This window comes from Aeribacillus sp. FSL K6-8210, assembly GCF_037963925.1.
Classification (GTDB): domain Bacteria; phylum Bacillota; class Bacilli; order Bacillales; family Aeribacillaceae; genus Aeribacillus; species Aeribacillus composti.
In genome coordinates, this window is record NZ_CP150172.1 from 794,926 (window position 1) to 819,806 (window position 24,881).

Here is a 24,881-nt window from a genome sequence, read left to right on the forward strand (position 1 = left end):
TAGTTAGAATTTTCTGTTAATTAATTTTTGTGAATTTGTGCCAAAAAGACAAAACCTAAAGAAAGGTGGCACTGCCTATTTGGTAAATATATACAGTTAAACCAGAGCGACAACGACAAAAGGGAGATTATGGACTGGCTCGCCCATCAAATTTTCGCAACCAAACATAAGCTGGTTTCCACAGAGCTCTCTTTAACCAACGAGTAATTCGAAGTAGGGATTTCTTACTTTTCATCTCCAATTGAATGAGAACATGTAAGCAATACGTGATAAGGGCTAAGAAAATTTGATTTTGAATAGCTGTTTCACTCATTCCATAAAAGTGCTTAATTTCTACGTGTTGCTTGAGCCATTTGAAAAAGAGTTCAATAGCCCAGCGAGATCGGTAAATATCACTTATCTCTTCTGGTTTTAAATCAAATCGGTTGGTGATGAAACGAAGTAAGTTCCCTTTTGTGTCCATAACTTCTAGTAGACGAAAGACATTTTCAGTACGATTTTGTGTGGTACCAATGTAGACCATTTTATCGGATAGAACGTGACAATCATCAGGAAGTGAAAATGTATAGACTTCACGAATGACTGCGTTTTTCTTCAGTCTTGAAACGAAGAAATAGCCATCATCTGTCATCCGATCAAAACGTTCATAGTCCACATAACCGCGGTCAAACACATACATGGCTTCTTGATCATCCACTAGGACTTCGAGTTGATTTCGGTCATGTTCTTTTGCTGTCGTAATCACTGCTTTTTCAGGATAGACGGTGTCTTTATCCATGAAAACGAGCCGTAAGTGTAGCTTTACACCAGCTTTTGTTTTCCGGAATTTTGCCCATTTATAATTGGTCAAGTTCAACGGGAGTGTACTTGAATCAATGATTTTCAGTGGCATATTCTTTCCGTTTTTATAATGGTACCGTTGAATTTTCCAAACAAGATCCAAGAACAAATTTGCAAGAATTAGTGGGTGGATCTGATTGTTTTTTCGGGATAGCTGAGAGGCACTTATCGATTCAAATCCGAGTGCTTTTTGAAGATCTTCGTCTACAAGTGCATCACTCATTTCCTCTAAGCTCTTAAATTCGAGCAGCTGGGCTACCAATAAAAGTTTAATATAGGCTTCTGTTGTCAGCTTTTTTGTGTAATAGTCCTGTTTCAATTCTTTGACTTGTTCGCTAAGTTTTTGAATATTTATGGGTGAAACCCATTTACCAAATGATGAAATTAGTGTATTCTTGTCCATAACGCTTATCCTTTACGATTGGATTTGGACAGGAACCACCTGTACTTCCATTGTAAAGGATTTTTTTGTTTCGAAATCAATAAAAAATTGAACATTCTTAGTATTTTGAATCATCAGATTTAATTACTGCAATGCTAGTGATGTCGACTATATCAATTATAGAAGAGGGAAATGGTGTAAGGAAAATATCGAAATAATTTACTTACATGAAGAAATAAAAACATCCATGAGTAATTTTACTCCCCACCCATGCATGAAAATCCATCATTCCTTCCCATAATGGATATGAACGCAAACAGTTTTGAAAGACGTTCTCTTTAATGGTGGTTCGACCCTGTAATAAAAACTGTTTGAGTCCATTTGGTGTTCCACCCATTGTCAGCCCTTTTCGTGTGAAAAGGTGACTACGAACAGAAAAATGCCTAACGTGCAAATGGACTCCCTGTTTGCGAATTTATCGATGGAAGGAGTAAGAATCATGGATGTTCTTTATCATCGTTGTGCAGGATTAGATATCCATGCCGAAACAATTGTCGTTTGTGCTCTTCTTGGAGAGGAAGAACACGTTCAAAAGGAAGTTGAAACATTTCCTACTTTCACGAAAGACTTGTTTCGTCTTCTGAAATGGTTAGAAGATCGTGGTGTCACTCATATTGCGATGGAGAGTACGGGCGTTTACTGGAAACCTGTGTTCAATATTTTGGAAGATTACTTTGACATTACACTTGCCAACGCTCAGCGAATCAAAAATGTACCGGGGAGAAAAACCGATGTTTCCGATGCAGAATGGATCGCCAAATTGTTGCGTTACGGATTGATCGAGAAGAGTTTCGTACCTCCTGAGAACATTCGAGAATTACGGGATTTAACTCGCTTGCGCAAAAAATGGATCGGGCAGTTAACCGCGGAGAAAAACCGCATTCAAAAAGTGTTGGAATGTTCCAATATCAAGTTAAGTTCCGTGATTTCGGATGTATTTGGTGTATCTGGGCGAAAGCTACTGGAACGTTTAATGAAACAGGGATACATCGAAGAAACCGAAGTCGATGCTTGCATTCACAGGAGTATGAAGAGGAAAAAACAACAAATTCAGGATTCTCTCTTTGGTACATTGACCAACCATCAACTGTTCATGATTCGCCAATCGTGGAAGCACATCGAATCGTTGGAAAGTTTACTTCGAGACATCGAAGAACGAATCGACCAACTCTTACAAGTATACAAACAAGAGATGGAGCTTCTTGTGACCATACCGGGGGTCAAGAAGGAAACCGCTGCCGTGATTATCGCTGAAATCGGAGTCGATATGGGACAATTTCCAACGTCTCAACACCTCGCTTCATGGGCGGGAGTCGCGCCGGGAAATCATGAAAGTGCTGGAAAACGAAAAAGTACCCGAACGACGAAGGGGAATCCGCATATCAAATCGGCGTTATGTGAGGCGGCTTGGGCTTTGTCTCGATGTAGGAATCAACGTTTGGCAGCGAAATATTGGTCATTGGCGGCACGCAGGGGAAAGAAAAAAGCACTCGTTGCGATCGCGCACCGAATGCTTACCATCATTTACTGCATCATTTCTCGAAAAGAACCGTTTCGAGAGCAGTAAATAAATTAGTATAACCAAAAAGGTTCAGAAATATACGAGATACCTAAAAATAAGGTAGCTCTGCTTTCCTATTTCCTTTTTTTGGTCGTTAATAGGGTATCCAATTTGATTGTGGGGTATACCGCTTCAGCCATGGTTAATTGATTTTCACAGAAAAAGGATGATTGATATTTAGAAGACATTAAGCCAGTTTAGGAAATTATTTGTATTTTTGAACAAAATGTTAAATTATACAAAAAATATTGAAATAAAAGATGGTATTGGTAGAATTTAAATGGATTGTAAAAATTTATATTCCTCTTTAAAGGAGGTGCAGACGGTGATAAAAACGATTTACACCCTTGGAAATAAGTATTTAATCGAAGAAAAACCAGCTGTTATTCAAGCAATAACGCTGCCTATTGCAAGATCATATGATTCAACTAAATATGTAATCATTGTCGACTTTTCTATTAAAGATAAAAAAGTCAAAATAACGCCAAAAGAAATAAGCGAATCTACCTCATTAGAGTTGCTATGGATTGGTACAGCGGATGGAGCAGCGAGCCCACAATGGTTTGGAACGGTGAGCAATGTCGAATATTTGCTTAGTCAAACAATTACAAATCTTCTCGAACGTTGGAATCAAGAGGATTCCTATTATTCTCTTTTAAAGAGAGCACAAGATGTTTTTTTCTTGGATCTTGGCGCGGCCAAAAAATCAGATGAACGATACCGCTATGTTTTTAATCCAGCATATGTTGGCGGCGAATTGACGGAAAAAGAGGCGAAAAAAGCGGTTAAGGAAGCAGCGAAGCAGTTTCAAGCTTTTATTGAAAAAGAAGCCAATGTTAGCATCAAAGATGTCCTCTTGTATTCCCTTGCCATTAACGGACAGCTCGCAGTTTCGCAGCCAGAATATGAACGGCTTGTTATTGCAGAGAAACTAAGTGTATTTGAAGAGTCGAAAAAGGGAGTATGCGCCCTTACAAACAAAGAAGACTTTGTGACAGGAGAAACGACAAAACTGAAATTTAACTACTACATAAACGATAAAATCAGCTTTGCGAGCGACCTTGAGAAAAAATCATTCGTTAAAAACTTATCCATCAGCAAAGATGCCTATCAAGCGATTATGGCAGGAGAAGCGTACATTCTCCGCAACTTCAATACTCGTTTCAGCGGCCTTCCTTGTTATATCATCCCAGACTTTTTATATGATGTGCCGTTTGAAGATGCTCCGCTTCAAGATATTAGCAAACGCATTAACCAGTTTGTTCGAACTGTAAAAACAGTCGAAACGGCAGAAGCATTGCATCGAGACGTAGAAGACTACAAAGAATTTGAAGATCAAATGGACAACCATATTTCGCTACATTTTCTTTTTTACACAAAAGCGCAGTCAGCTTTAAAGGTGAATAAACTGTTATCCGATGTTCCTCTCACTCATTTGCGCCGACTAGGTTACGAGATGCGAAAAGCAGGGGAAATAGGACAACACTTTTTTGGCAATGAAAAATTCAATCTCGGCTTGGAATCGATCTATTACTTAATTCCGATGCGGGTTCAACGTGGGGAAAACTTTGAAAAACGTAAAATTTTGCAAGTATATGAGTCGCTATTAATAAATAAAACGCTTTCATACCAATGGTTGATCACGCAATTTGTGCAGCTTGCCAAAGTGCATATGTATGCTAACTATAACCTTTATCAATATAGTAACGACAAGGAAGAATCCAATGATTTTCGATTAGTGAATGCGATGGTGCGAGCGCAATTGTTCTTAAAAATGCTGCAAAACCTTAACTTAATTAAGGAGGAAAGGGAGATGACAAAGGTTGCATATGATTTGCCTGATGCCCACATGGTCGAATATATGGAAACCATGAATTATAACGTCGCGCAAAGTTCTTTATTTTTACTTGGGTATTTAATTGCAAAAATTGGAACTGAACAAGTTCGGAGAGCAAAAGAACGTGCAGAAGCGTTTGGACAAGTCCGAAGCGGCAAAACAGTAAATAAGCCGATTTTATCGAAGATTAATTATCATGGTATGAATAGGCAAAAACTGATCATGCTTTCAAACGAAGTATTTGAAAAGCTGAGACAACTGAAAATTGCTTCTTTGCAAATTGAAGCTGTTTATGTGGAACATAAACGTCTCTTTGATTCAGCATTGCAGGGAAAATGGAATTTAAGTGATCGCGAAAACGTTTTTTATTTGCTTTCAGGCTACGCATATGGTACAAAGCGGATTTTAAACAGCAGCAAAAAGGATAATTCCGACCCTGTTTTTGAAAATGAAAAATAAAGTATTACGAATGGAAAGGAAGAAGAGATTCCCCAAATACTGCGAAAAGTCCAATCCTGTATAAGATGAGGGGAGTTCTTCCTTCCAAATAGTAAACAATTGGTCAAGGCATTTGGATAAACTGCAAAATCTCTTAAAAAATCATTTCTAACATTAATTATACACGAGGAGGAATGAAAAAAATGAATAATAGCGATATTTTATTCCTTTATGATGCAAAGTTAACAAACCCGAACGGCGATATTGATGAAGAAAACCGCCCGCGCATGGATTATGAACGTTCATTAAACTTAGTGAGTGATGTGCGTTTAAAACGATATATTCGCGATTATTTGGAACAGCTCGGAAACGAAATTTTTGTAGGCAAAGTCGATGGAGAAACGGTCAATGCGACAGAACGCATTAAGCGTTTATTTGAGAAAAAGTATGATGGAAAAGTGAACCTTAATAAACTATCAAAAGAGGAACAAAACTGGATGCTTGAGCAATTTACTGATGTCCGCATGTTCGGTGCGACAATGCCGATTAAATCGGAGGATAAAGGAAGCTCCATGACGTTTACTGGTCCGATTCAGTTTAACTGGGGCTACTCGTTAAATAAAGTCACGCTTGTCGAATCGGCAAGTATTACCTCACATTTCGGTTCCGATGATAAAAATGACGGCGGTACTATCGGCAAAGACTATCGTGTCTATTATTCATTTTTGGCGTTTCATGGCATCATAAGCGGTCATCGCGCGGTGCATACGAGATTGACCGAAGAAGATGTCCGTTTATTTGATCAAGCGGTTGTTAAAGCGATTCCATTGAGCGCAACACGAAGCAAAGTCGGACAATACCCTCGTCTTTACTTACGTGTAGAATATCATTCTCCTGAATTTATTGCCGGAGATTTGCGAGATTTGGTGAGTTTAGAGGAAACAGAAGGGCTGCGCAGCATTTCCGAAGTTAATTTGCATGTTGATGCACTTGTGAATAAACTTTTGGAAGTAAATGGTGAAATTGCCCGCATCCATTACTGGCAAGATTCTAATTTATTGTTGAATTATGAAGGACAAAAAGGGATGCTAACAGCTCTTCTTCCATCCGAGTTGGCGGATAAACTCGTTCCTGTATTGTAAAAAAGGGTGACGTTTATGAAGATACTTATTTTTGACCTTATCGGGAAGATGGGACATTTCCGAAAAATCGATACGAACTCATCTTCGCTTTCGTACTCCTTTCCGCCGCGAACAACGATTGTTGGCATACTCGCTGGTATTTTAGGAATGGAGCGCGACAGTTATTATGAAGTGTTTTCACCGAATCAATGCCAAATTGCGCTATCTGTTCGCACGCCGATTCGCAAAGTGATGCAAACAGTCAATTATATGTTTGTAAAGTCAAAAGCCCATTTAAACAATAGCGGAGGACATACGCAAATTCCCCTTGAGTTAGTGCTTCCCGGGGGAGAAGAAGCCAATGTGCGGTACCGCATTTATTTTTCCCACTCTGACCGATCTATCTATGAAAGCGTGAGGGGAAGAATCCAATCAAGCCGATGTGTTTATCCGCCGTATTTAGGGCTTTCTGAATTACTTGGACAGTTAAACTGGGTTGCCGAAGCAGAGGGAACGGTAATGGAAAGTCGTGATGCGGTGCCGATCCATTCTGTTGTGCGAATTCCTAATTTGCGTGAGCGATCGATCCAATTTTCAAAGGAAACTCGCTTTTTAAAAGAATTTATGACACGCCAGTTTACAAATGAGCGGATGATTCAAGAAACAGACTATTACTTGTTTGAACAATCACGGCAATTCATCGCGATTCCGGCTGTACCATATGTATCCGTTGCTTATGGGGGAGAAAAAGAAAACATTTTATGGATGTAAGGCAGCGGTGACCTCATCGCTGCTTTATTTCTAGGGGGGAAGCATATGTATTTGTCTCATAATCATCCAGAGAAAAAATTGACTGTACATTTAAAGGAAGTATACGAATATTTGCAAGATATGCTTAAGCATGTGCCGTTGTCTAAGGGAGATCGGGCGACGCTTGAATATATAGGCAAAATTGTTGCGGTGTCACACGATTTCGGTAAATATTTATCATACTTTCAGGATTATTTGCAAACAGGTGAAGCAAGGGGAGATTTACATCATCATTCCTTTATTTCTGCCGTGTTTGCCGCCCATCTTTTGCGCCATCCGGTGAACTTAAATGCTTCTTGGTTTGAATTTGCCCCGCTATTAGGCTACTTCGTCGTTATGCACCATCATGGGAATTTGCGCGATATTTCTTTAGATGTAACAAAATCGCGCCATATTGCAGAAAATACCGTACAAGATTCATTATATTACCGAGTCATTACATTAAAACAGCAAATCGATGATATAAAGAACCATGCTTCTGCGATTTTGGAAGATTTATCTCCTTTATGGGATGAACTGTCCATTCCATTGTCCCTTTCTGAAGAACTGCACAATTTCCTTCAAGACTATGAAAAAACGTTCGATGAGGTATACCGCCAATATTATTTGATCGATAAACGAAGAAAACAAGAATTGACGAGGGAGCTTTACTATTATGTGTTGTTGTTATATTCCGTGCTTATTGATGCCGATAAACTATCGGCCGCAAATATTGAGCGAAAGCCGCGTGTTTATATTCCAGCTCATCTTGTTGACCGGTATCGAGAAGCGAATTTTGATGTGAACGTGACAGAAGGGACGAACGGGTGGCGCAATCGGATGTACAACGTAGTGATGGAACGAATAGAGGGGCTTTTTAAAACAAAACCAGAACAGCGATTATTCACATTAACGGCGCCGACTGGAGCGGGAAAAACGTTGCTATCGCTTTCGGTTGCTTTAAAATGGCGTGAGCAAGCAGAAAGGCAGTATGGCTATTCACCAAAAATTATTTACGCTCTGCCGTTTACAAGCGTTATCGATCAAAATGAAAAAGTAATCCGTGATTTGTTAAGCCAGTTGGATGATTTTCATGCAAATGAACAGCGGTATTTAGTTAAGCATCACCACTTATCTGCGTTTCAATACAAAACTGAAAATGACGAACTGCCTCTCCGCAAAGCATTGTTGCTGACGGAAAGCTGGGAGGCAGAGCTGATTGTCACGACATTTGTACAATTGTTTCATACACTGATTGGCTATGAAAACCGCGCGTTAAAAAAATTCCATCAAATTGCCGGAAGCATTATCATTCTCGACGAAATTCAAAACGTGCCGATTGAGTATTGGCCTTTGTTGCGTTCCGTGTTGTACAAAATGGCAGAATTGTTTTCCTGTAAAATTTTGTTGTTAACAGCAACGCAGCCGCTTATTTTCCCCAAAGGTGAAACGGTTGAACTTTTGGAATCGGTAATGGTAAAGCCAATTGACTTTTTTAAAGAAATGGAACGGGTCGAGCTTCATTGGCTAGGAGGGGATAAAGGCGCATACAGTCCCGCAGAATGGATGGAACTGTTTCAAAACCGTTTTGAAGATGGAAAAACTTATTTGGCGATTTTTAACACAATTAAAACATCGATTGAAATTTATGAAGGGATAAAAGAATGGCTAAAAGAACGCAGTTATGACGTAATCTACCTTTCTACAAATATTGTGCCTTGTGAGCGGAAATGCCGCATTGAACAAATAAGACAGCTTTTAAAAGAGAAGAAGAAAGTTGTTGTTATTTCAACGCAAGTTGTCGAAGCAGGAGTCGATGTTGATTTTGACGTGGTGTATCGCGACTTAGGACCTATTGATTCCATTGTCCAAGCGGCGGGACGCTGCAATCGTAACGGAAAGTTACATGGACTTGGCAAGGTTTATATAACGCCAATTGAGCGAGATGGAAAGTTAGAATCACAATATGTGTATAAGGGTGTTCATACAAATATAGCGAAGGAAGTGCTACCGAAAACACCGGTATCTGAGCATCAATTTTTTGATATCATTATGCAATATTTTACTGAAGTGCGCGGCAAAAAATCGTTCGATGCTTCCGATGGGATTATAAGTGCGATTGAAGAACTAAAATTTGATGCAAAAGATAAGTCGGGAAGCAAAAATAAGCCCAAATATGTATCGGAATTTCAATTGATTGAAAACGCGCATCAAGCAGTGGATGTGTTTGTCGAAGTAGATGACCAAGCGATGGACATTTGGCAGCAATATATTCAGCAGGTGATTGAGGAGAAAGACTTAGAAACTCGGTTTGAAAACTATTTGCGTTTGAAAAAAGACGTGCGCCAATATGTCATTTCCGCTCCGATTAAACTTGTAAAGAATCTGGATCGGGATTTATACGAAAAAACGAAAATGATTCATTTATCCAACGATATACTAAACCAATATTACAACAGCGAATATGGACTGATTCGCTCAAGCGAGATGGTGAATGCATGGACTATGTAATGGATGTAAATGGAACACATATTTGGTACTACTTCATCTGCAAGCGCGAGGTTTGGCTGATTACACATCAGATCGCCGCCGACCAAGAGGATGATAACCTCGAAATTGGCCGTTTTATCTCGGAAACAAGCTATCAGCGTCAGAAGAAAGAAATGCTGATCGGCAATATTAAAGTGGACCGCATTCGCCGCGAAGGGGATACGCTTGTTGTCGGTGAAGTAAAAAAATCATCCACATACGAAAAAAGTGCCTATTACCAATTATTGTTTTATCTTGACACATTGCGAAAAATGGGAATTGAGGCAAAAGGGGAGCTTTTATTTCCAAAAGAAAAGAAAGTAACGAAAGTGGAATGGACAGAAGAAGGAAAACGGGTATTGGAAGAGGCGATAGCTGAAATTCGCCGCATCGCCCGTTTGCCTGTACCGCCAGAGCCAAAGAAAATGGGATTTTGCCGAAGCTGTGCCTATCGTGAATATTGTTTTGCGGAGGAATCATGATGAAAAAGACGCTCTATATTTTTCAAAGCGGCGAACTAAGTCGCGAAGACAACAGTATTTGTTTTGAGACAACTGAGCGTAAACGGAAGCTTCCTGTTGAAGATATCAATGATATTTATATTTTTGGAGAAGTGAATGCAACGAAGAAGTTTTTAGAACTGATGGCACAAAAAAATATCTGCATTCACTATTTTAATCATTACGGCTATTACACGGGAACGTTTTATCCGCGCGAGCATTTAAATGCGGGTCACGTCATTTTAAAACAGGCCGAAGCGTATTTGAATCCAGAAAAACGTCTTGCTTTAGCGCGAAAATTCATTGAAGGTTCGATCGGGCAAATGATACAAGTGCTGAAATATTATCAAAACCGTGTTAAAACCAATAACGAGAAGTTTAAGGAGATGATTTTGGATTTCCAATCAAGCCGGGCGAAACTGGAACAATGGACAAGCGTCGAGGAAATGATGTCAACAGAAGGGCATGTACGCGAGAAATATTACAGCATGTTTGATGATATTTTAAATCATAACCGAGACTTTTTGTTTGAAAAGCGCTCGAAGCGGCCGCCGCTCAATCGTTTAAACGCAATGATTAGTTTCGGGAATCAGATTTGCTATACAACGGTGCTAAGTGAAATCTACAAAACGTATTTAGACCCGCGTATCGGGTTTTTGCACGCGACTAATTTTAGAAGATTTTCTTTAAACCTAGATGTTGCGGAAATTTTTAAACCGATTATGGTCGATCGCCTCATTTTTACTCTTGTAAATAAAAAGATGATTACGAAAAAAGATTTTGACAAACATATGGAAGGAATTTTGTTATCGGAGGAGGGGCGGAGAAAATTTATCGAGGAATTGGACAAGCGCATGAAAACAACAGTCAATCACAGGCATCTTGGTAAGTCTGTCTCATACCGTCGTCTCATTCGTCTCGAGCTTTATAAAATTCAAAAGCATCTTCTCGGCGAAAAAGAATATGAGCCGTATCGCTCGTTATGGTAGGTGTTGCTATGTTTGTGATACTAGTCTATGATTTTGATAAAAAACGTGTCGCGAAAGCGTTAAAGATCGCAAGGAAATATTTATATTGGGTGCAAAACTCGGTGTTGGAAGGGGAAATTTCCGAAGCAAACTATGTAAAGTTAAAAATGGAGCTGGCGAACATCATGGATCCCGATACAGATTCTGTAGTGTTTTATACGTTTCGCACGCAAAAATATTCGAAGCGGGAAGAGATGGGATTACGCAAAGGTGGAGAAGACAACATTTTATAGGAGGAACAGATGAGGCTTACGATTCGATTTAGACCAAAAAATGGAACCCTTATATTACCTATCAACTATGAAGAAGTGTTGCAAGGATTTTTATACCGCTCCATTCAAGATTTTGACCTTGCGGATTTTTTGCATAACGTTGGATATAAGAAGGAAAAGCGGCGGTTTAAAATGTTTACATTTAGCCGTTTGTATGGAACATACCGCATTCATCGTCATGAGAAAAAAATCGAGTTTTTTGACCAAGTAACATGGTATGTTTCTTCTATGTTAGATTCGCTTATTGTGGATTTAGCGAGAAACTATTTATTGAAAGAACAATTCATGTTAAACGGACAGCCGATTCATATCGAGGAGACAGTGGTAAAACCATTAAAGATCGCGGAAAAACATACTTATCAAATTCGTATGCTATCGCCACTTACGGTTTATAGCACTTATGAAAACCGATACGGTGAAAAGCGAACGCATTTTTTCTCGCCGTTTGATCTTGTTTTTTCAGATATGGTAGAGAAAAATTTTTGCAATAAGTTTCAAGCCTATTTTCAAGAACAGCCAACAGAGAGAGTAACTATTAAGCCGATAAAAGTAACGGAAAAAGATAAAGTTGTTACAGTGTTTAAAGAGTTTCGTATCAATGCATGGAATGGAACTTACGAAATTCAAGCTCCGCCTTCTTATTTGAAATTTATGTATGACGTCGGCATCGGGGCCAAAAATTCACAAGGATTCGGTATGTTTGAAATCATAGAATAGTTTTCTTTCTTTGTCGTCGATCCTCAATAGCGCACTAATCCCAGGGGATCGACGACACTTCATTTTTCAGAGTAACGATATAAAAAATACAGAAAATACAAGGAAAACAAAGAATTGATAAAATTGACTGTTTACGCTAAAATGAAAATAACAAAATTTCCATTATTATCAAAACCTTGCACCATCAATGATTTTTGGGGTTTTTATCTTAACTATGAGGGATTGAAACTGGCTCAAATGAGCTCCAAAACTCAGCAGGTATGGAGTTTTTATCTTAACTATGAGGGATTGAAACTTGGATGAAACAGGGGACATCATCGGAAAAATAGCGTGTTTTTATCTTAACTATGAGGGATTGAAACATCGATGAAACAGGCGAATACCCGTGGACATGGAACGTTTTTATCTTAACTATGAGGGATTGAAACATGATATTCGGATTGATTTGAAGGCGAATGAACGACGTTTTTATCTTAACTATGAGGGATTGAAACTTGAATCAACTGGTTACGCATTTCAGCCGAAGGATTACGGTTTTTATCTTAACTATGAGGGATTGAAACCTCATTCAGCCTCCATCTATTGAGGCAAGCGTGGCATTGTTTTTATCTTAACTATGAGGGATTGAAACCGAAAAATCTCGCACAAATTGCGGTGCACTTTGGGGTTTTTATCTTAACTATGAGGGATTGAAACACGGTTCGGCAACGTATGATAAGTCACAATATGTATGTTTTTATCTTAACTATGAGGGATTGAAACGCGGAATAGCACAAACGCTAGGACAGCTAGTGCCGTCGTTTTTATCTTAACTATGAGGGATTGAAACATTAAAGAAATTGTTGTTGTGGATGCTGAAACAGTTGTTTTTATCTTAACTATGAGGGATTGAAACCGCAAAGAAGGCGTCTATATCCGCCTGTGTCGCCATTCGTTTTTATCTTAACTATGAGGGATTGAAACAAGAAATCCTTGATGAAGGATTTGAAAAAGTTAGCACGTTTTTATCTTAACTATGAGGGATTGAAACCAGAAAAACCAGATCAGGCCCGCAAATTAGCTGCACCGTTTGTTTTTATCTTAACTATGAGGGATTGAAACGAAAAAGTACCGGGTTTGGAGCATGAAAAGATAAGAGTTTTTATCTTAACTATGAGGGATTGAAACAATGATCGGCCACTTCAGAAGTGGTCATAATGTAACCGTTTTTATCTTAACTATGAGGGATTGAAACTAGCAATCCGGGCACATTTTCGAGAATTCACGTTCCGTTTTTATCTTAACTATGAGGGATTGAAACTAGCCGTTCTTTTTGATTGATCGTTCTTGTGTATGAACGTTTTTATCTTAACTATGAGGGATTGAAACAGTATTTTGAGAAATCATAAGTAGTTTTTGAAATTTGTTTTTATCTTAACTATGAGGGATTGAAACAAACGTAAGTTGGCGGAAATCGAAAAAGAGCGCGATGAGTTTTTATCTTAACTATGAGGGATTGAAACTATTTTTTGCCTTTTGTGTTTTGCAATTCGTCTAACGTTTTTATCTTAACTATGAGGGATTGAAACAAGGCGTGGATCTCGTTCAAGCAATTCAACGTCGTATCGGTTTTTATCTTAACTATGAGGGATTGAAACTGTTCTGGGAGATAGCCCCAATCTAAAAGGCCATCATGTTTTTATCTTAACTATGAGGGATTGAAACTAATAAAAGCACATACAAAACGAAAGGATGATTTCAGTTTTTATCTTAACTATGAGGAATTAAAACTGTATCAGACCGCAAGAAAGGCTGAAGCAACTCTTCGTTTTTATCTAACCCATAAGATTTGAAACAATAATCGATATCACACGATAAAAGAGTAAGAAAAGCTCATAGACAAATAGATGGAAAGTTTTTTGTACAGTAAATAATCCACCTGCAGGAGGGCTTCCTGGTAATCCATATGGTTGTAGGTACGTTACGATACCCAGCATTTGATGATGAAGAATTAAGCGAAAAAGTTGAATGTAAACCGTTTAATAGCATTGTTGAAGTGAAAGAATTTTTCCAAATCAGTTTATTAGGGCGAAGAAGAAATATTTTTGGATAAGAAGCGACTTTTAAAATAAAGCAGATTATAGTGATCACAATTTTTTATGTGAGATGGTCAAGAAAATGAAAGAGGATAGTAAAGAACCTATTGTTATTAATAAAAATAAACCTGTTGATGATCAAAAAGAAAAACAAAATGAAGATACAAGATCTGATCGTTTTTCATGGAAGATAGATGATGTTGAATTCCATTAATTTTTCAAAAATTGGCGCTCCTTTTAGGAGTGCTTTTTATTTTACCTGAGAGAGGGTGTAATGTATAAGAGAAAAACGCATACAAGATTACGACGAAGACACAAGGGTATCTGACTATTACGGCACCGATCATTCGTCCTAGCGTATTCCCTTATATGTGATCGGATAAAACGGTTCTGATGGAAGCCGAGTTTGCAGGAGGAAATCTTTTCGGACAAAACAATTCAGGCAAAGCCGGTTCCTGATGACGGCCATCCGAATGAACCAGTCACATTGCAAAATTTCAACCGGCATGCAAAAGGGATTTCACTACGGATGAAGAGTACAAGATTTAAATCTGGTCATCTCTTTTACTGTCACATTCGGATTCATTCAACATTGCCTGTTCGTTTGGAAGTCCCCTATATATAACGGTTGCCGAAAAATTTTTATTTAGCTCAGTTGAAAAACTGGGCTTTTTATTTCCTAAATATGGAAACAAATCCACTCCCCCATATACCGCTCCTCTTAAAAAAACGTCATTTATGTCAGAATATATAACATAAATACGTAATTTTTTTGGTTGAAATACACAAAATCACATTAAAAATTGTGAATATTCGCTAATGTTAAATAGCTGAAAAGAATATATAATAAATACACATTACGTATTGTGTTATAAAAATTAACATAAAAGGGATTGATCGTATTATAAAGGGGTGAATGAATGAAGACGTTGTTCATAAAAAATGCCAAAAATATTATTACTATGGATGAAAATCGAACGGAATACCCAGGCGGCAGCATGTATGTTGTCGGTCAAGAGATTAAAGCGATTGGCTATGATTTACCTTGTGAGTCAGCGGATATTGTCATTGATGCGCGCGGAAAAATTGTTTATCCGGGGTTAATCAATACGCATCATCATTTGTATCAGACTTTCACCCGCAATATCCCTTGGGTGCAAAATGTTGAGCTGTTTGATTGGCTAATCGCTTTGTACGATATTTGGCGCCATCTAAGGCCGGAAGATGTGTATTTAAGTGCTGTTGTCGGATTAGGTGAGTTACTTAAAAGCGGTTGTACGGCATCAGCTGACCATTTTTACGTTTTTCCGAATGGAGTCAGCTGTGAATTAATTGATGAGGAAATACGGGCAGCACGTGAGATCGGAATTCGTTTTTACCCAACTAGAGGCTCTATGAGTTTAGGACGATCAAAAGGGGGATTGCCGCCAGATGAAATCGTTCAGCCGGAGGATGTTATTATTCGAGATACCATGAGAATTATTGAAACCTATCATGATCCTAGTAAATTTTCGATGCTGCGGGTAGGTGTTGCACCTTGTTCACCATTTTCGGTTAGCAAAGACTTGCTGCGTGAATCAGCGGATTTAGCACGCAGTTATGGCGTTCGGATGCATACCCATTTGGCGGAAACGATCGATGAAGAGGATTTTTGCAGAGAAAAGTTTGGCATGCGTCCTTTCGAACTAATGGAAGAAACAGGTTGGGTCAGCGAAGACGTGTGGTATGCGCATGGAATCTGGTTTGATGACAAAGAAATTGCCAAGCTGGGTGCTTGTGGCTGCGGAGTTGCTCATTGTCCGAGCAGCAATATGAAAATGGCTTCCGGAACGATGCGAATTATGGACATGCTGCAGGCAGGGGTAAAAGTGGGATTTGGTGTTGATGGTTCAGCTTCTAATGATTCCTCCAATCTATTATTAGATTTAAAAATTATGAACCTGCTCCATAATCTTCAGCATGGAACGACAGCGCTAAGTGCTGAAGATTGTTTGTCGATTGCGACGAGAGGTTCAGCTAAAGTGCTTGGCTGGGAAGATGCCATTGGTTCATTGGAAGTCGGCAAGGCTGCTGATATGTTTATGATTGATACGAATCGATTAGAATTTGCTGGTGCGCTTTTCAACGATACGGCACTTCCGATTCTAGCGGGCACACCGACAGTCGATATGACTATCGTTGGCGGACAGATTGTTGTAGATAAAGGGCGTCTTGTCAATATCGATGAAGAATCATTTGCCATGCGGGCGCAAAAAGCTGCTGAAAGAATGCTGGAAACGGCTCTTGAGCATACAAAAGTCAATTATAAAAAACCAAGAATAAGAAACTCAGCTATTCTAACTTAGATAAGGGGGGATAAGCAGTGGAAGCAATTCGAAACGAGATTGTCGCATTTCATCATGTTAGTAAGATTTACAATACCGGCACAGTCGCTTTAAGCCAATTCCATTTTTCCATCACAGAAGGGGAATTTATAAGCTTCCTCGGCCCGTCTGGCTGCGGGAAATCAACGGCATTAAGAATGGTGGCAGGTTTAGGCGAAGCTACTGAGGGCAAGGTAGAGGTATTTGGGCAAAACCCGAAAGAAGTTATAAAAAATACAAATGATGTTGCTTTTGTATTCCAAGATGCCAATTTGCTTCCATGGAGAACGGTGCTGGAAAATGTGATGCTGCCTTTAGAATTAAGGGGTTCGGATAAAAAAAGCCGCAAAGAGGATGCGATCAAAGTATTGGAGATGGTTGGACTAAAGGATCATATAAAGTCATATCCTAGGCAGTTGTCAGGCGGAATGAGAATGAGGGTGTCTATAGCTCGAGCGTTGGCTGCAAAACCTAAATTGCTGTTAATGGATGAACCGTTTGCTGCATTAGACGAGATTACAAGACAGACCTTGCAGACGGAGCTGCTTGAAATATGGAAAAGGGAGAAAATGACAATTTTGTTCGTTACTCATAATGTATTTGAAGCTGTCTATCTTTCTACTAGAATTGCAGTGTTGTCAGCTCGGCCCGGACGATTATCATCTATCATCGATGTCGATCTTCCTTATCCGAGGGAGCGGACAGATGAACGGTTTACAGAATATGTCGATATTTCCTCGCAAAGTCTTGAGAATAGTTCAACCCGAAGGGAGTTGGTATAAATGTCTGTACAAACAGCAACCACTCAAACGAAGGAAATTGTCGCTCAATCAAATAATACTGGCAAACTGAAAATATGGAGCAAATCAAAATGGAAGATTATTGGTCCGATTGCTGCGCTTGTTGTTTTTCTTTCTTTATGGCAGTTTGTACCGATTATGGTTGGCGTGCAGCCGTTTATACTTCCAAAACCGACGGACGTCCTTCAAGCGGCGGTTGAAGATTGGGAGTTATTATGGCCAGCCATACAAATAACGGTGGCTGAATCTGTGATCGGATTTGTAATAAGCGCCATCATTGGAATTGGCTTTGCGGTTTTATTAGCAAGCTCAAAAATTTTAGAAATAAGCATTTACCCGTATGCGGTTATTTTACAAACGATACCGGTTGTAGCTGTTGCACCGATCGTTGTTATCTGGTTCGGCTCGGGCTTCAATTCGATTGTGATGATTTCATTTTTAATCGGATTTTTTCCGATTATTTCAAATACGTTAATGGGATTGAATTCAGTCGATAAAAATATGAGCGAATTATTTACTTTATATAATGCGTCAAAATGGCAAAAAATGTGGAAGCTCCGAATTCCGGCTGCTATGCCTTACATGATGACCGGCTTAAAAATATCCAGCACGCTATCGATCGTTGGAGCTATTACGGGTGAATATATAGCTGGAATTGGCGGAGGAAAAGGCGGTTTAGGGTATGCCATTACGGTAGCAGCCGTTCAATTAAAAACACCATATTTATTTGCTTGTGGAATTGCCGCTGCTATTTTTGGGATTGTCTTTTACTTACTCGTAAGTTTGTTTTCTCATTTCATGCTGAGATCATGGCACGAATCCGCGATGAAGGGAGAAAAATAAAAAATTTGATCAAAAATTAAGTTGACATAATCACTATTGCTTACAAGAGCTGAATTTATTTGCTAATTTTTTTTGCATAAAAATGGTTTGCTGCGTTAGGGAACGAGCTTTATTGAGTTTCAAAAAAAGTGCAAAAAGGGGGAAAAAGAATTGAAAGCATGGCGCAAAGCGAGTTTTCTATTAATCGGGATTATATTCATGTTCTTCCTCACCGCCTGCGGCGGACAAGAGTCGAGCAGCTCAACAAACGAGGGAGACAGCGCTTCGAATGAAGAGAAAAAAGACTTAAAAGATGTAAAAATTGTATTAAATTGGTTTCCGAAGGCGCAGCATGGCGGTTTGTATGCAGCACAAGAAAACGGATTGTTTGAAAAAAACGGTTTAAAAGTCACGATCGAACCGGGTGGGCCGCAAGTCTCGTCTATTCAAATGGTTGCATCTGGAAGTGCTGACTTTGGGCTTGCACATGCTGACCAAATGGTTATTGCTAGAAATCAAGGAATTGAATTAGTCGCTGTAGCTGCTGCCATGCAAGGAAGCCCGCAGGCATTAATGTTCCATAAAGGAAAGGGAATTGACGATTTTGATGAATTAAATGGAAGAAAAGTATATATACAGCCTGGTATTACGTATTGGGACTTTTTGAAATCTAAATATAATTTAAGTAATGTACAAGAATTGGCTTATACAGGACAGCATTCGAATTTTATTAGCGATCCCAATTCTGTAAGCCAAGCCTTTGTGACTTCAGAGCCGTTTTTCTTAAAAAAAGATGGAGTAGATGTAGAAACGAAGCTCATATCTGATGCAGGTTATAATCCTTATAACGTTGTGTTATATGTTACAAAAGACTATTTAGAAAAAAATAAAGAAACTGTCAAAGCATTTGTGGATGCTTTTGTCGAAGGATGGTATTTATACAAAGATTCTTACGAAGAGATTAATAAAGTGATTCAGAAAGACAACGCTGATATGGAATTAGAATCATTAAAATTTGAAGCCGAAACACAAGTGGATTTTGTATATGGAGGAGATAGAGCAGAGCATGGAGTCGGATATATGACGGAAGAACGCTGGGCAACATTAATTAAACAATTGCACGATCTCGGTTTATTAGAAAAAACATTTGATGCAAAGGAAATTTTTACGACAGAATATTTGCCAAAACATGAATCGAAATAAAAACGAAAACGAAAGCTGGGCAGCTTATATTTGCTCAGTTTTTTGTTTTAACCAAAAGCTTTACTGTAAAAAAAAGAAATCGGCTTATATGCCGACTTCAAAAACTGATCTCATACATTAAAATTTAAAAGTCCTTTTACTCCTCGTTTTTCACTTGATTATATGCTTGATCAAGATTTTGCAGTCTTTTCAATATTTCAGCATTTTTGGTTAGCTGGTCGTAAATTAAAGTTGAGACGACAGATCGGTAGTAGCTGTTCATGGCATCAATCTTTGAAGATTTTTCTTTATTCATTTCAATGTACTGTTTAAAGTTTTCTTTAAAATAGGAAACAGAAAAAAGCTGTGTCATGTTCGTTCCTCCAAAATTTTAGATTCTTTTTTTAAATTCTTCATGTAAAATAGAACTAAAGGGGGGGAGTTCTGATGCATATAAAAATGGACTTAGTCCAAAACCAATCCTTGAGATTGGCGATGACGAAAGAGCTGAAGCAAGCCATTGGGCTTTTGCAATATTCTACAATCGATTTAGTATCTTACTTGAGGGAAATTACGCTTGAAAACCCCTTTGTGGAATTGGAAGAATCCCATCCACCGATATTTTATCATAATCAAAGAAAGCAGCAGAGGGCTAGCAAGGAGGATGGCCGCTGGATCGAAAATATGCCGAAAAAAGGGATGGGGCTAAAAGATCATTTGCGAAATCAGCTCGTAGAATTTCGTTTTACCGAAAACGAACGGCGTGCTATTCATATTTTAATCGATGCAGTGGACTCAAATGGTTATATGTCAGAAGACTTATCCCGCCTATCGGAAAAGTTCCAAATTTCGATCGATCTTTTGGAAAAACAGCTGTCTGTGCTGCAATCATTAGATCCAATTGGCGTCGGGGCACGTTCGCTTCAAGAATGCTTGCTTTTGCAGGCTAAAGAAATCGAGGAAAAACCTGAAGGCTCCGAGTTCGTGTTAAAAGAGCATTTTCATCTGTTTGCCACAAAAGCTTGGAAGGATCTTTCCAAAAAGACAGGTCTGTCGCTGAATGCTCTTCAGCAAATTTTCGATTTTGTTCAAACATTGAATCCAAGACCTGGTCTGCAATTTGATGAGGAAACCCCGAATTATATCATCCCTGATTTAATGATTGAAGAGCGAAATGGAGATTGGATTGTATATTATAATGAAGATCTTTTGCCGCAAATTAAAATCAATCGGGACTACGAACCGATTGTACAAACAGAAAAAGAAGTAAAATCTTACGTACAGACTAAACTCCATCAAGGACGCTGGCTGTTAAAATCGCTTGAGCAGCGGAAGGAAACGCTTGTCAAAGTTATGCAGGAAATTATACGATTTCAGAAAGACTTTTTCTATTTGAAAAACAACATTTTGAAACCGTTAACATTAAAAGATATCGCTGATTCTCTTAACATTCACGAGTCGACTGTAAGCAGAGCGGTCAATGATAAATTTGTTCAAACTCCTTTCGGTTTATATGAGTTGAAATATTTTTTCACTAACAAAGTGGGAGAAGAAGATACATCAAGTGCGAATGTTAAACAGGTCATTCAGCAATTAATTGATCAAGAAAATAAGCAAAGACCGCTTTCAGATCAAAAAATTGCCAACCTGTTGAAAGAGAATTATAATATGAATGTTTCGAGAAGAACAGTGGCCAAATACCGCGATCAGCTCAATATCCCTTCGTCCAATTTGCGAAAAAGATATAATTAGAAAGGAATTGGATTCGTGAATCAAGTGGTTCTTTATACGAAGCAAACATGTCCATTATGTGATGAAGCAAAGGAATTGCTGTATAAGCTGCAAGCTGAAATACCCTTTGATCTGAAAGAAAAAGATATTTATCAAGATGACCGGCTGCTGGAAAAATATCAACTAATGATTCCAGTGATTGAAGTGAATGGAAAGATTGTTATTTTTGGGAAAATTGAAGAAAATTCTTTAAGAAAACGTTTGCTGGAACTTGTTTCTGTTGATTAACATTTGCGCTCCTGCTAAAATAATATATGTAGCAAGGGGTGAATTTTTTTGCTATAATTGGGACATAATTTGTCTTATAGGGACAAAAAAAGTCCCGGAAAGAAAGAGCTGAAGGGTCTTGAAAATGCAATCATTAATTGAAGCTCAAAAAAAATTATTGCCTGATCTTCTCCAAACTATGCAAAAGCGCTATCAAATTTTGCAGTCCATTCGACTGATGCAGCCTGTAGGAAGACGAAGCTTGTCAAACAATTTAGGCATCAGTGAAAGAATTCTGCGTGGAGAAGTGCAATTTTTAAAAGAACAAAATTTAATTCATATTCACCCCTCGGGAATGACCTTAACGAAAGAAGGGGATGATCTTCTTTCATCATTGGAAGAAATGATGAAAGATGTTTTAGGTTTAACTTTTTTGGAAACTACATTAAAAGAGAAGCTTCATTTAGATGAAGTGATTGTTGTTTCAGGTGACAGCGACCATTCGCCCCTCGTGAAAAAAGAAATGGGAAGAGCTTGTGCACAATGCATTATGAATCATTTGCAGGATGACGAGGTTGTTGCTGTGGCAGGCGGCACAACGCTGGCAGCTGTTGCTGAAATGATGATTCCGTTAGGTCATCGCCGAAATGTTTTATTTGTCCCTGCAAGAGGCGGACTAGGGGAAAATGTTGAAAACCAGGCGAATACGATTTGCGCCAAAATAGCTGAACGTGCACATGGGAAATACAGGCTGCTCCATGTTCCTGACCAGCTAAGCAAGGAAGCATATGAATCCATTATCGAAGAACCGGAAATAAAAGACCTTTTAAAAATTATACGTTCAGCGAAAATGCTTGTTCATGGCATCGGGGATGCTCAAACAATGGCGGAGCGAAGAAAGACTCCGAAGGAAGATTTCGAAAAAATTAAAAAAGGAAAAGCAGTAGGCGAAGCTTTCGGTTATTACTTCAACCAAAAAGGTGAAGTCGTCCATAAAGTTCAAACGGTTGGAATGCAGCTGGAGGACTTAAAAAACATACGAAATGTGATCGCGGTTGCTGGAGGAGCCTCTAAAGCAAAAGCGATCAAAGCGTATATGAATCAATCATTAGCCACGATTTTAGTAACTGACGAAGTGGCAGCTAAAGAGTTATTAAGGGAACTGTAAAGCTCCCTCAATATAAACATCATTCCTAAAATTGAAGGAGGACTTAAAGATGGCAGTGAAAATTGGTATTAATGGTTTTGGTCGTATTGGACGCAATGTATTCCGCGCAGCATTAAAAAATCCTGAAGTAGAAGTAGTAGCAGTAAATGATTTAACAGATGCAAACATGCTTGCACATCTTTTACAATACGATTCCGTTCATGGAAAACTCGATGTGGAAGTCGGGGTAAACGGAAATAACTTGGTCGTGGATGGAAAAGAAATTCAAGTATTATCCGAGCGCGATCCAGCTCAATTAGGCTGGGGAGACCTTGGCGTTGACATTGTAGTAGAATCTACTGGTCGCTTCACAAACCGTCAAGATGCAGCAAAACACCTTGAAGCAGGTGCGAAAAAAGTAATCATTTCTGCGCCGGCTAAAGAAGAAGATATCACAATTGTTATGGGCGTAAACGAAGACAAATATGATCCAAGCAATCATCATGTCATTTCCAACGCTTCATGTACAACAAACTGCTTAGCTCCGTTTGCAAAAGTTTTACATGAAAAATTTGGCATTGTTCGAGGCATGATGACAACTGTGCATGCTTATACAAATGACCAACAAATTTTAGACTTGCCTCACAAAGATTACCGCCGCGCTCGCGCTGCAGCAGAATCTATTATTCCGACGACAACTGGTGCGGCTAAAGCAGTTGCGCTCGTATTGCCTGAATTAAAAGGAAAACTTAACGGTATGGCAATGCGTGTTCCGACACCAAATGTGTCCATCGTTGACTTAGTTGCAGAGCTTGAAAAAGACGTAACAGTGGAAGAAGTAAATGCGGCGCTTAAAGAAGCAGCTGAAGGAGAATTGAAAGGTATTTTAGCGTACAGCGAGGAGCCGCTTGTATCCAGAGACTATAATGGTGATACTCATTCTTCTACGATTGATGCGCTTTCTACTATGGTGCTTGAAAACCGCATGGTGAAAGTTATTTCTTGGTACGATAACGAAACAGGATACTCAAACCGTGTGGTAGATTTGGCGGCTTACATTGCAAAACAAGGTTTATAATCTTTAAATACGGACTTGTGGCTTGCCTGTTTAAAAAGCTATAATGAAAAGCGGGAAGGGGAAGGGGACGTTTACATTCCCCTTTCCCTTTCAACATGTAGGAAGAATTTTTTCCTGATCGTTATTGTGAAGGAGGAGCTTGAGCCATGAACAAGAAAACGATAAAAGATGTCGATGTGAAAGGGAAAACGGTATTTTGCCGAGTTGACTTTAATGTACCGATGCAGGATGGCAAAATAACCGATGATACACGCATTCGAGCTGCACTCCCAACGATCCAATACTTGGCGGATCAAGGAGCGAAAGTATTGCTTGCCAGCCACCTTGGCAGACCAAAAGGACAGGTTGTGGAAGAGCTTCGATTGACGCCTGTAGCGAAGCGTTTAGAAGAACTGTTAGGCAAAAAGGTGGTCAAAGTAGATGAAGCTTACGGTGCGGCTGTAAAAGCGGAAGTAGACAAGTTAAACAATGGCGACATTCTCGTTCTGGAAAATGTACGCTTTTATCCTGGCGAAGAAAAAAATGATCCTGAGCTTGCTAAAGCTTTTGCTGAATTGGCGGATCTATATGTTAACGATGCCTTTGGCGCCGCTCACCGCGCACATGCATCCACCGCAGGCATTGCGGAATATTTACCATCTGTTGCAGGATTTTTAATGGAAAAAGAAATCAATGTTTTATCTAAAGCGCTTGATAATCCTGACCGCCCATTTACAGCGATTATCGGGGGTGCAAAAGTAAAAGATAAAATCGGAGTTATCGAAAATTTATTGGAACGTGTAGATAATTTGATTATCGGCGGAGGACTTGCTTATACGTTTGTAAAAGCGCTGGGTCACGAAATCGGCAAGTCTTTGCTTGAAGAAGATAAAATAGAACTGGCAAAATCGTTTATGGAACGTGCCAAAGAAAAGGGCGTTCGCTTTTATATGCCTGTAGATGTTGTGGTAGCAGATGATTTTTCAAATGATGCCAATACAAAAGTAGTGGATATTGACAGTATTCCGGCTGATTGGGAAGCACTTGACATTGGACCTAAAACGGCTGAAATTTATGCGGATGTCATTCAACAATCAAAGCTTGTTGTTTGGAACGGACCGATGGGCGTTTTTGAAATGGATGCTTTTGCAAAGGGAACAAAAGCTGTAGCGGAAAGCTTGGCGAAAGCAGAACATACTTATACGGTCATCGGCGGCGGTGATTCAGCAGCAGCAGTAGAAAAATTCGGCCTTGCGGATAAAATGAACCACATCTCAACCGGAGGCGGAGCATCTTTAGAGTTCATGGAAGGGAAGAAACTTCCGGGAGTTCAAATATTGGAAGACAAATAACCACAACCATT

General features: G+C 39.1%; 23 protein-coding genes and 1 CRISPR repeat array. Of the genes, 21 read left to right on the forward strand and 2 right to left on the reverse strand.

The window, feature by feature from the left end; translation table 11 throughout:
* Positions 1–127: 127 nt before the first annotated feature.
* Positions 128–1,243, reverse strand: a complete 1,116-nt coding sequence (locus NSQ41_RS03885) for an IS4 family transposase (protein WP_339196354.1) — start codon at positions 1,241–1,243, stop codon at positions 128–130.
* A 478-nt stretch (positions 1,244–1,721) separates the two neighbouring features.
* On the opposite strand from NSQ41_RS03885, the gene NSQ41_RS03890 reads away from it, so the two are divergent.
* The 16 genes from NSQ41_RS03890 (at position 1,722) to NSQ41_RS03965 (ending at position 19,337) form a co-directional block, all read left to right on the forward strand.
* Entirely contained in the window at positions 1,722–2,849 is a 1,128-nt protein-coding gene (locus NSQ41_RS03890) for an IS110 family transposase (RefSeq protein ID WP_094244858.1), read from the forward strand.
* A 319-nt stretch (positions 2,850–3,168) separates the two neighbouring features.
* Positions 3,169–5,139 carry a TIGR02556 family CRISPR-associated protein gene (locus tag NSQ41_RS03895; protein WP_339211039.1) on the forward strand — a complete coding sequence of 657 codons (1,971 nt, stop codon included), beginning with the start codon at positions 3,169–3,171 and terminating at the stop codon, positions 5,137–5,139.
* Between the two features lie 173 nt (positions 5,140–5,312).
* Positions 5,313–6,260: a type I-B CRISPR-associated protein Cas7/Csh2 gene (cas7b, locus tag NSQ41_RS03900; RefSeq protein ID WP_339211041.1), complete on the forward strand. Its 948-nt coding sequence runs from the start codon at positions 5,313–5,315 to the stop codon at positions 6,258–6,260.
* A 15-nt stretch (positions 6,261–6,275) separates the two neighbouring features.
* Positions 6,276–7,010, forward strand: a complete 735-nt coding sequence (cas5b, locus tag NSQ41_RS03905; protein WP_339211043.1) for a type I-B CRISPR-associated protein Cas5b — start codon at positions 6,276–6,278, stop codon at positions 7,008–7,010.
* 45 nt (positions 7,011–7,055) lie between these two features.
* Entirely contained in the window at positions 7,056–9,539 is a 2,484-nt protein-coding gene (gene cas3 / locus NSQ41_RS03910; protein WP_339211044.1) for a CRISPR-associated helicase Cas3', read from the forward strand.
* The gene (gene cas4 / locus NSQ41_RS03915; RefSeq protein WP_339211046.1) at positions 9,527–10,039 is read left to right on the forward strand and encodes a CRISPR-associated protein Cas4; all 513 of its coding nucleotides are present in this window, start codon (positions 9,527–9,529) and stop codon (positions 10,037–10,039) included. Before cas3 ends, cas4 begins: the two co-directional genes overlap by 13 nt.
* Positions 10,039–11,046, forward strand: coding sequence for a type I-B CRISPR-associated endonuclease Cas1b (gene cas1b / locus NSQ41_RS03920; RefSeq protein ID WP_339198931.1), 1,008 nt, complete (start codon positions 10,039–10,041; stop codon positions 11,044–11,046). The genes cas4 and cas1b overlap by 1 nt, the downstream gene beginning before the upstream one ends.
* Positions 11,047–11,054: 8 nt before the next feature.
* Complete coding sequence (cas2, locus tag NSQ41_RS03925; RefSeq protein WP_144597293.1) at positions 11,055–11,318, forward strand: CRISPR-associated endonuclease Cas2; 264 nt, start codon at positions 11,055–11,057, stop codon at positions 11,316–11,318.
* A 9-nt stretch (positions 11,319–11,327) separates the two neighbouring features.
* Positions 11,328–12,074 (forward strand): CRISPR-associated endoribonuclease Cas6, encoded by a 747-nt coding sequence (gene cas6 / locus NSQ41_RS03930; protein WP_339198934.1) that lies wholly within the window; start codon positions 11,328–11,330, stop codon positions 12,072–12,074.
* Between the two features lie 199 nt (positions 12,075–12,273).
* Positions 12,274–13,910: a CRISPR direct-repeat array (repeat unit 30 nt; unit sequence GTTTTTATCTTAACTATGAGGGATTGAAAC).
* Between the two features lie 109 nt (positions 13,911–14,019).
* Positions 14,020–14,166 (forward strand): hypothetical protein, encoded by a 147-nt coding sequence (locus NSQ41_RS03935; RefSeq protein WP_339211047.1) that lies wholly within the window; start codon positions 14,020–14,022, stop codon positions 14,164–14,166.
* A gap of 65 nt (positions 14,167–14,231) precedes the next feature.
* Positions 14,232–14,363 (forward strand): hypothetical protein, encoded by a 132-nt coding sequence (locus NSQ41_RS03940; RefSeq protein WP_339211048.1) that lies wholly within the window; start codon positions 14,232–14,234, stop codon positions 14,361–14,363.
* 192 nt (positions 14,364–14,555) lie between these two features.
* Positions 14,556–14,774: a hypothetical protein gene (locus NSQ41_RS03945; RefSeq protein ID WP_339211050.1), complete on the forward strand. Its 219-nt coding sequence runs from the start codon at positions 14,556–14,558 to the stop codon at positions 14,772–14,774.
* Positions 14,775–15,069: 295 nt separating this feature from the next.
* Positions 15,070–16,494, forward strand: a complete 1,425-nt coding sequence (locus tag NSQ41_RS03950; protein WP_339211052.1) for an 8-oxoguanine deaminase — start codon at positions 15,070–15,072, stop codon at positions 16,492–16,494.
* Between the two features lie 17 nt (positions 16,495–16,511).
* A complete protein-coding gene (locus tag NSQ41_RS03955; protein WP_066249138.1) occupies positions 16,512–17,294 on the forward strand; it encodes an ABC transporter ATP-binding protein in 783 nt (260 codons plus the stop codon).
* Positions 17,295–18,155 carry an ABC transporter permease gene (locus NSQ41_RS03960; RefSeq protein WP_063386965.1) on the forward strand — a complete coding sequence of 287 codons (861 nt, stop codon included), beginning with the start codon at positions 17,295–17,297 and terminating at the stop codon, positions 18,153–18,155.
* A 150-nt stretch (positions 18,156–18,305) separates the two neighbouring features.
* Complete coding sequence (locus NSQ41_RS03965; RefSeq protein ID WP_063386964.1) at positions 18,306–19,337, forward strand: ABC transporter substrate-binding protein; 1,032 nt, start codon at positions 18,306–18,308, stop codon at positions 19,335–19,337.
* Between the two features lie 136 nt (positions 19,338–19,473).
* On the opposite strand, the gene yvfG is transcribed toward NSQ41_RS03965, so the two are convergent.
* Positions 19,474–19,689, reverse strand: coding sequence for a protein YvfG (gene yvfG, locus NSQ41_RS03970; protein ID WP_063386963.1), 216 nt, complete (start codon positions 19,687–19,689; stop codon positions 19,474–19,476).
* Between the two features lie 74 nt (positions 19,690–19,763).
* Between yvfG and rpoN the strand changes: the two genes are divergently transcribed.
* The 5 genes from rpoN to NSQ41_RS03995 all read left to right on the forward strand — a co-directional run bounded on the left by rpoN (position 19,764) and on the right by NSQ41_RS03995 (position 24,870).
* A complete protein-coding gene (gene rpoN, locus NSQ41_RS03975; protein WP_339194458.1) occupies positions 19,764–21,068 on the forward strand; it encodes an RNA polymerase factor sigma-54 in 1,305 nt (434 codons plus the stop codon).
* Between the two features lie 15 nt (positions 21,069–21,083).
* The gene (locus tag NSQ41_RS03980) at positions 21,084–21,335 is read left to right on the forward strand and encodes a glutaredoxin family protein (protein ID WP_063386962.1); all 252 of its coding nucleotides are present in this window, start codon (positions 21,084–21,086) and stop codon (positions 21,333–21,335) included.
* A gap of 124 nt (positions 21,336–21,459) precedes the next feature.
* Positions 21,460–22,482: a sugar-binding transcriptional regulator gene (locus tag NSQ41_RS03985; protein ID WP_063386961.1), complete on the forward strand. Its 1,023-nt coding sequence runs from the start codon at positions 21,460–21,462 to the stop codon at positions 22,480–22,482.
* A gap of 49 nt (positions 22,483–22,531) precedes the next feature.
* Entirely contained in the window at positions 22,532–23,539 is a 1,008-nt protein-coding gene (gap, locus tag NSQ41_RS03990) for a type I glyceraldehyde-3-phosphate dehydrogenase (protein ID WP_339211053.1), read from the forward strand.
* Positions 23,540–23,685: 146 nt separating this feature from the next.
* The gene (locus NSQ41_RS03995) at positions 23,686–24,870 is read left to right on the forward strand and encodes a phosphoglycerate kinase (protein ID WP_130156827.1); all 1,185 of its coding nucleotides are present in this window, start codon (positions 23,686–23,688) and stop codon (positions 24,868–24,870) included.
* The last annotated feature ends 11 nt before the right edge of the window (positions 24,871–24,881 follow it).

Bases quoted from the DNA above. Each gene is read 5' to 3' on its own strand.
- rpoN (WP_339194458.1), top strand. From the start codon at position 19,764: ATGCATATAAAAATGGACTTAGTCCAAAACCAATCCTTGAGATTGGCG.
- cas5b (WP_339211043.1), top strand. From the start codon at position 6,276: ATGAAGATACTTATTTTTGACCTTATCGGGAAGATGGGACATTTCCGA.
- gap (WP_339211053.1), top strand. From the start codon at position 22,532: ATGGCAGTGAAAATTGGTATTAATGGTTTTGGTCGTATTGGACGCAAT.
- cas1b (WP_339198931.1), top strand. From the start codon at position 10,039: ATGAAAAAGACGCTCTATATTTTTCAAAGCGGCGAACTAAGTCGCGAA.
- yvfG (WP_063386963.1), bottom strand. From the start codon at position 19,689: ATGACACAGCTTTTTTCTGTTTCCTATTTTAAAGAAAACTTTAAACAG.
- cas6 (WP_339198934.1), top strand. From the start codon at position 11,328: ATGAGGCTTACGATTCGATTTAGACCAAAAAATGGAACCCTTATATTA.
- cas7b (WP_339211041.1), top strand. From the start codon at position 5,313: ATGAAAAAAATGAATAATAGCGATATTTTATTCCTTTATGATGCAAAG.
- NSQ41_RS03940 (WP_339211048.1), top strand. From the start codon at position 14,232: ATGAAAGAGGATAGTAAAGAACCTATTGTTATTAATAAAAATAAACCT.
- NSQ41_RS03890 (WP_094244858.1), top strand. From the start codon at position 1,722: ATGGATGTTCTTTATCATCGTTGTGCAGGATTAGATATCCATGCCGAA.
- cas4 (WP_339211046.1), top strand. From the start codon at position 9,527: ATGGACTATGTAATGGATGTAAATGGAACACATATTTGGTACTACTTC.
- NSQ41_RS03985 (WP_063386961.1), top strand. From the start codon at position 21,460: ATGCAATCATTAATTGAAGCTCAAAAAAAATTATTGCCTGATCTTCTC.
- NSQ41_RS03935 (WP_339211047.1), top strand. From the start codon at position 14,020: ATGGTTGTAGGTACGTTACGATACCCAGCATTTGATGATGAAGAATTA.
- NSQ41_RS03950 (WP_339211052.1), top strand. From the start codon at position 15,070: ATGAAGACGTTGTTCATAAAAAATGCCAAAAATATTATTACTATGGAT.
- NSQ41_RS03885 (WP_339196354.1), bottom strand. From the start codon at position 1,243: ATGGACAAGAATACACTAATTTCATCATTTGGTAAATGGGTTTCACCC.
- NSQ41_RS03995 (WP_130156827.1), top strand. From the start codon at position 23,686: ATGAACAAGAAAACGATAAAAGATGTCGATGTGAAAGGGAAAACGGTA.
- cas2 (WP_144597293.1), top strand. From the start codon at position 11,055: ATGTTTGTGATACTAGTCTATGATTTTGATAAAAAACGTGTCGCGAAA.
- NSQ41_RS03960 (WP_063386965.1), top strand. From the start codon at position 17,295: ATGTCTGTACAAACAGCAACCACTCAAACGAAGGAAATTGTCGCTCAA.
- cas3 (WP_339211044.1), top strand. From the start codon at position 7,056: ATGTATTTGTCTCATAATCATCCAGAGAAAAAATTGACTGTACATTTA.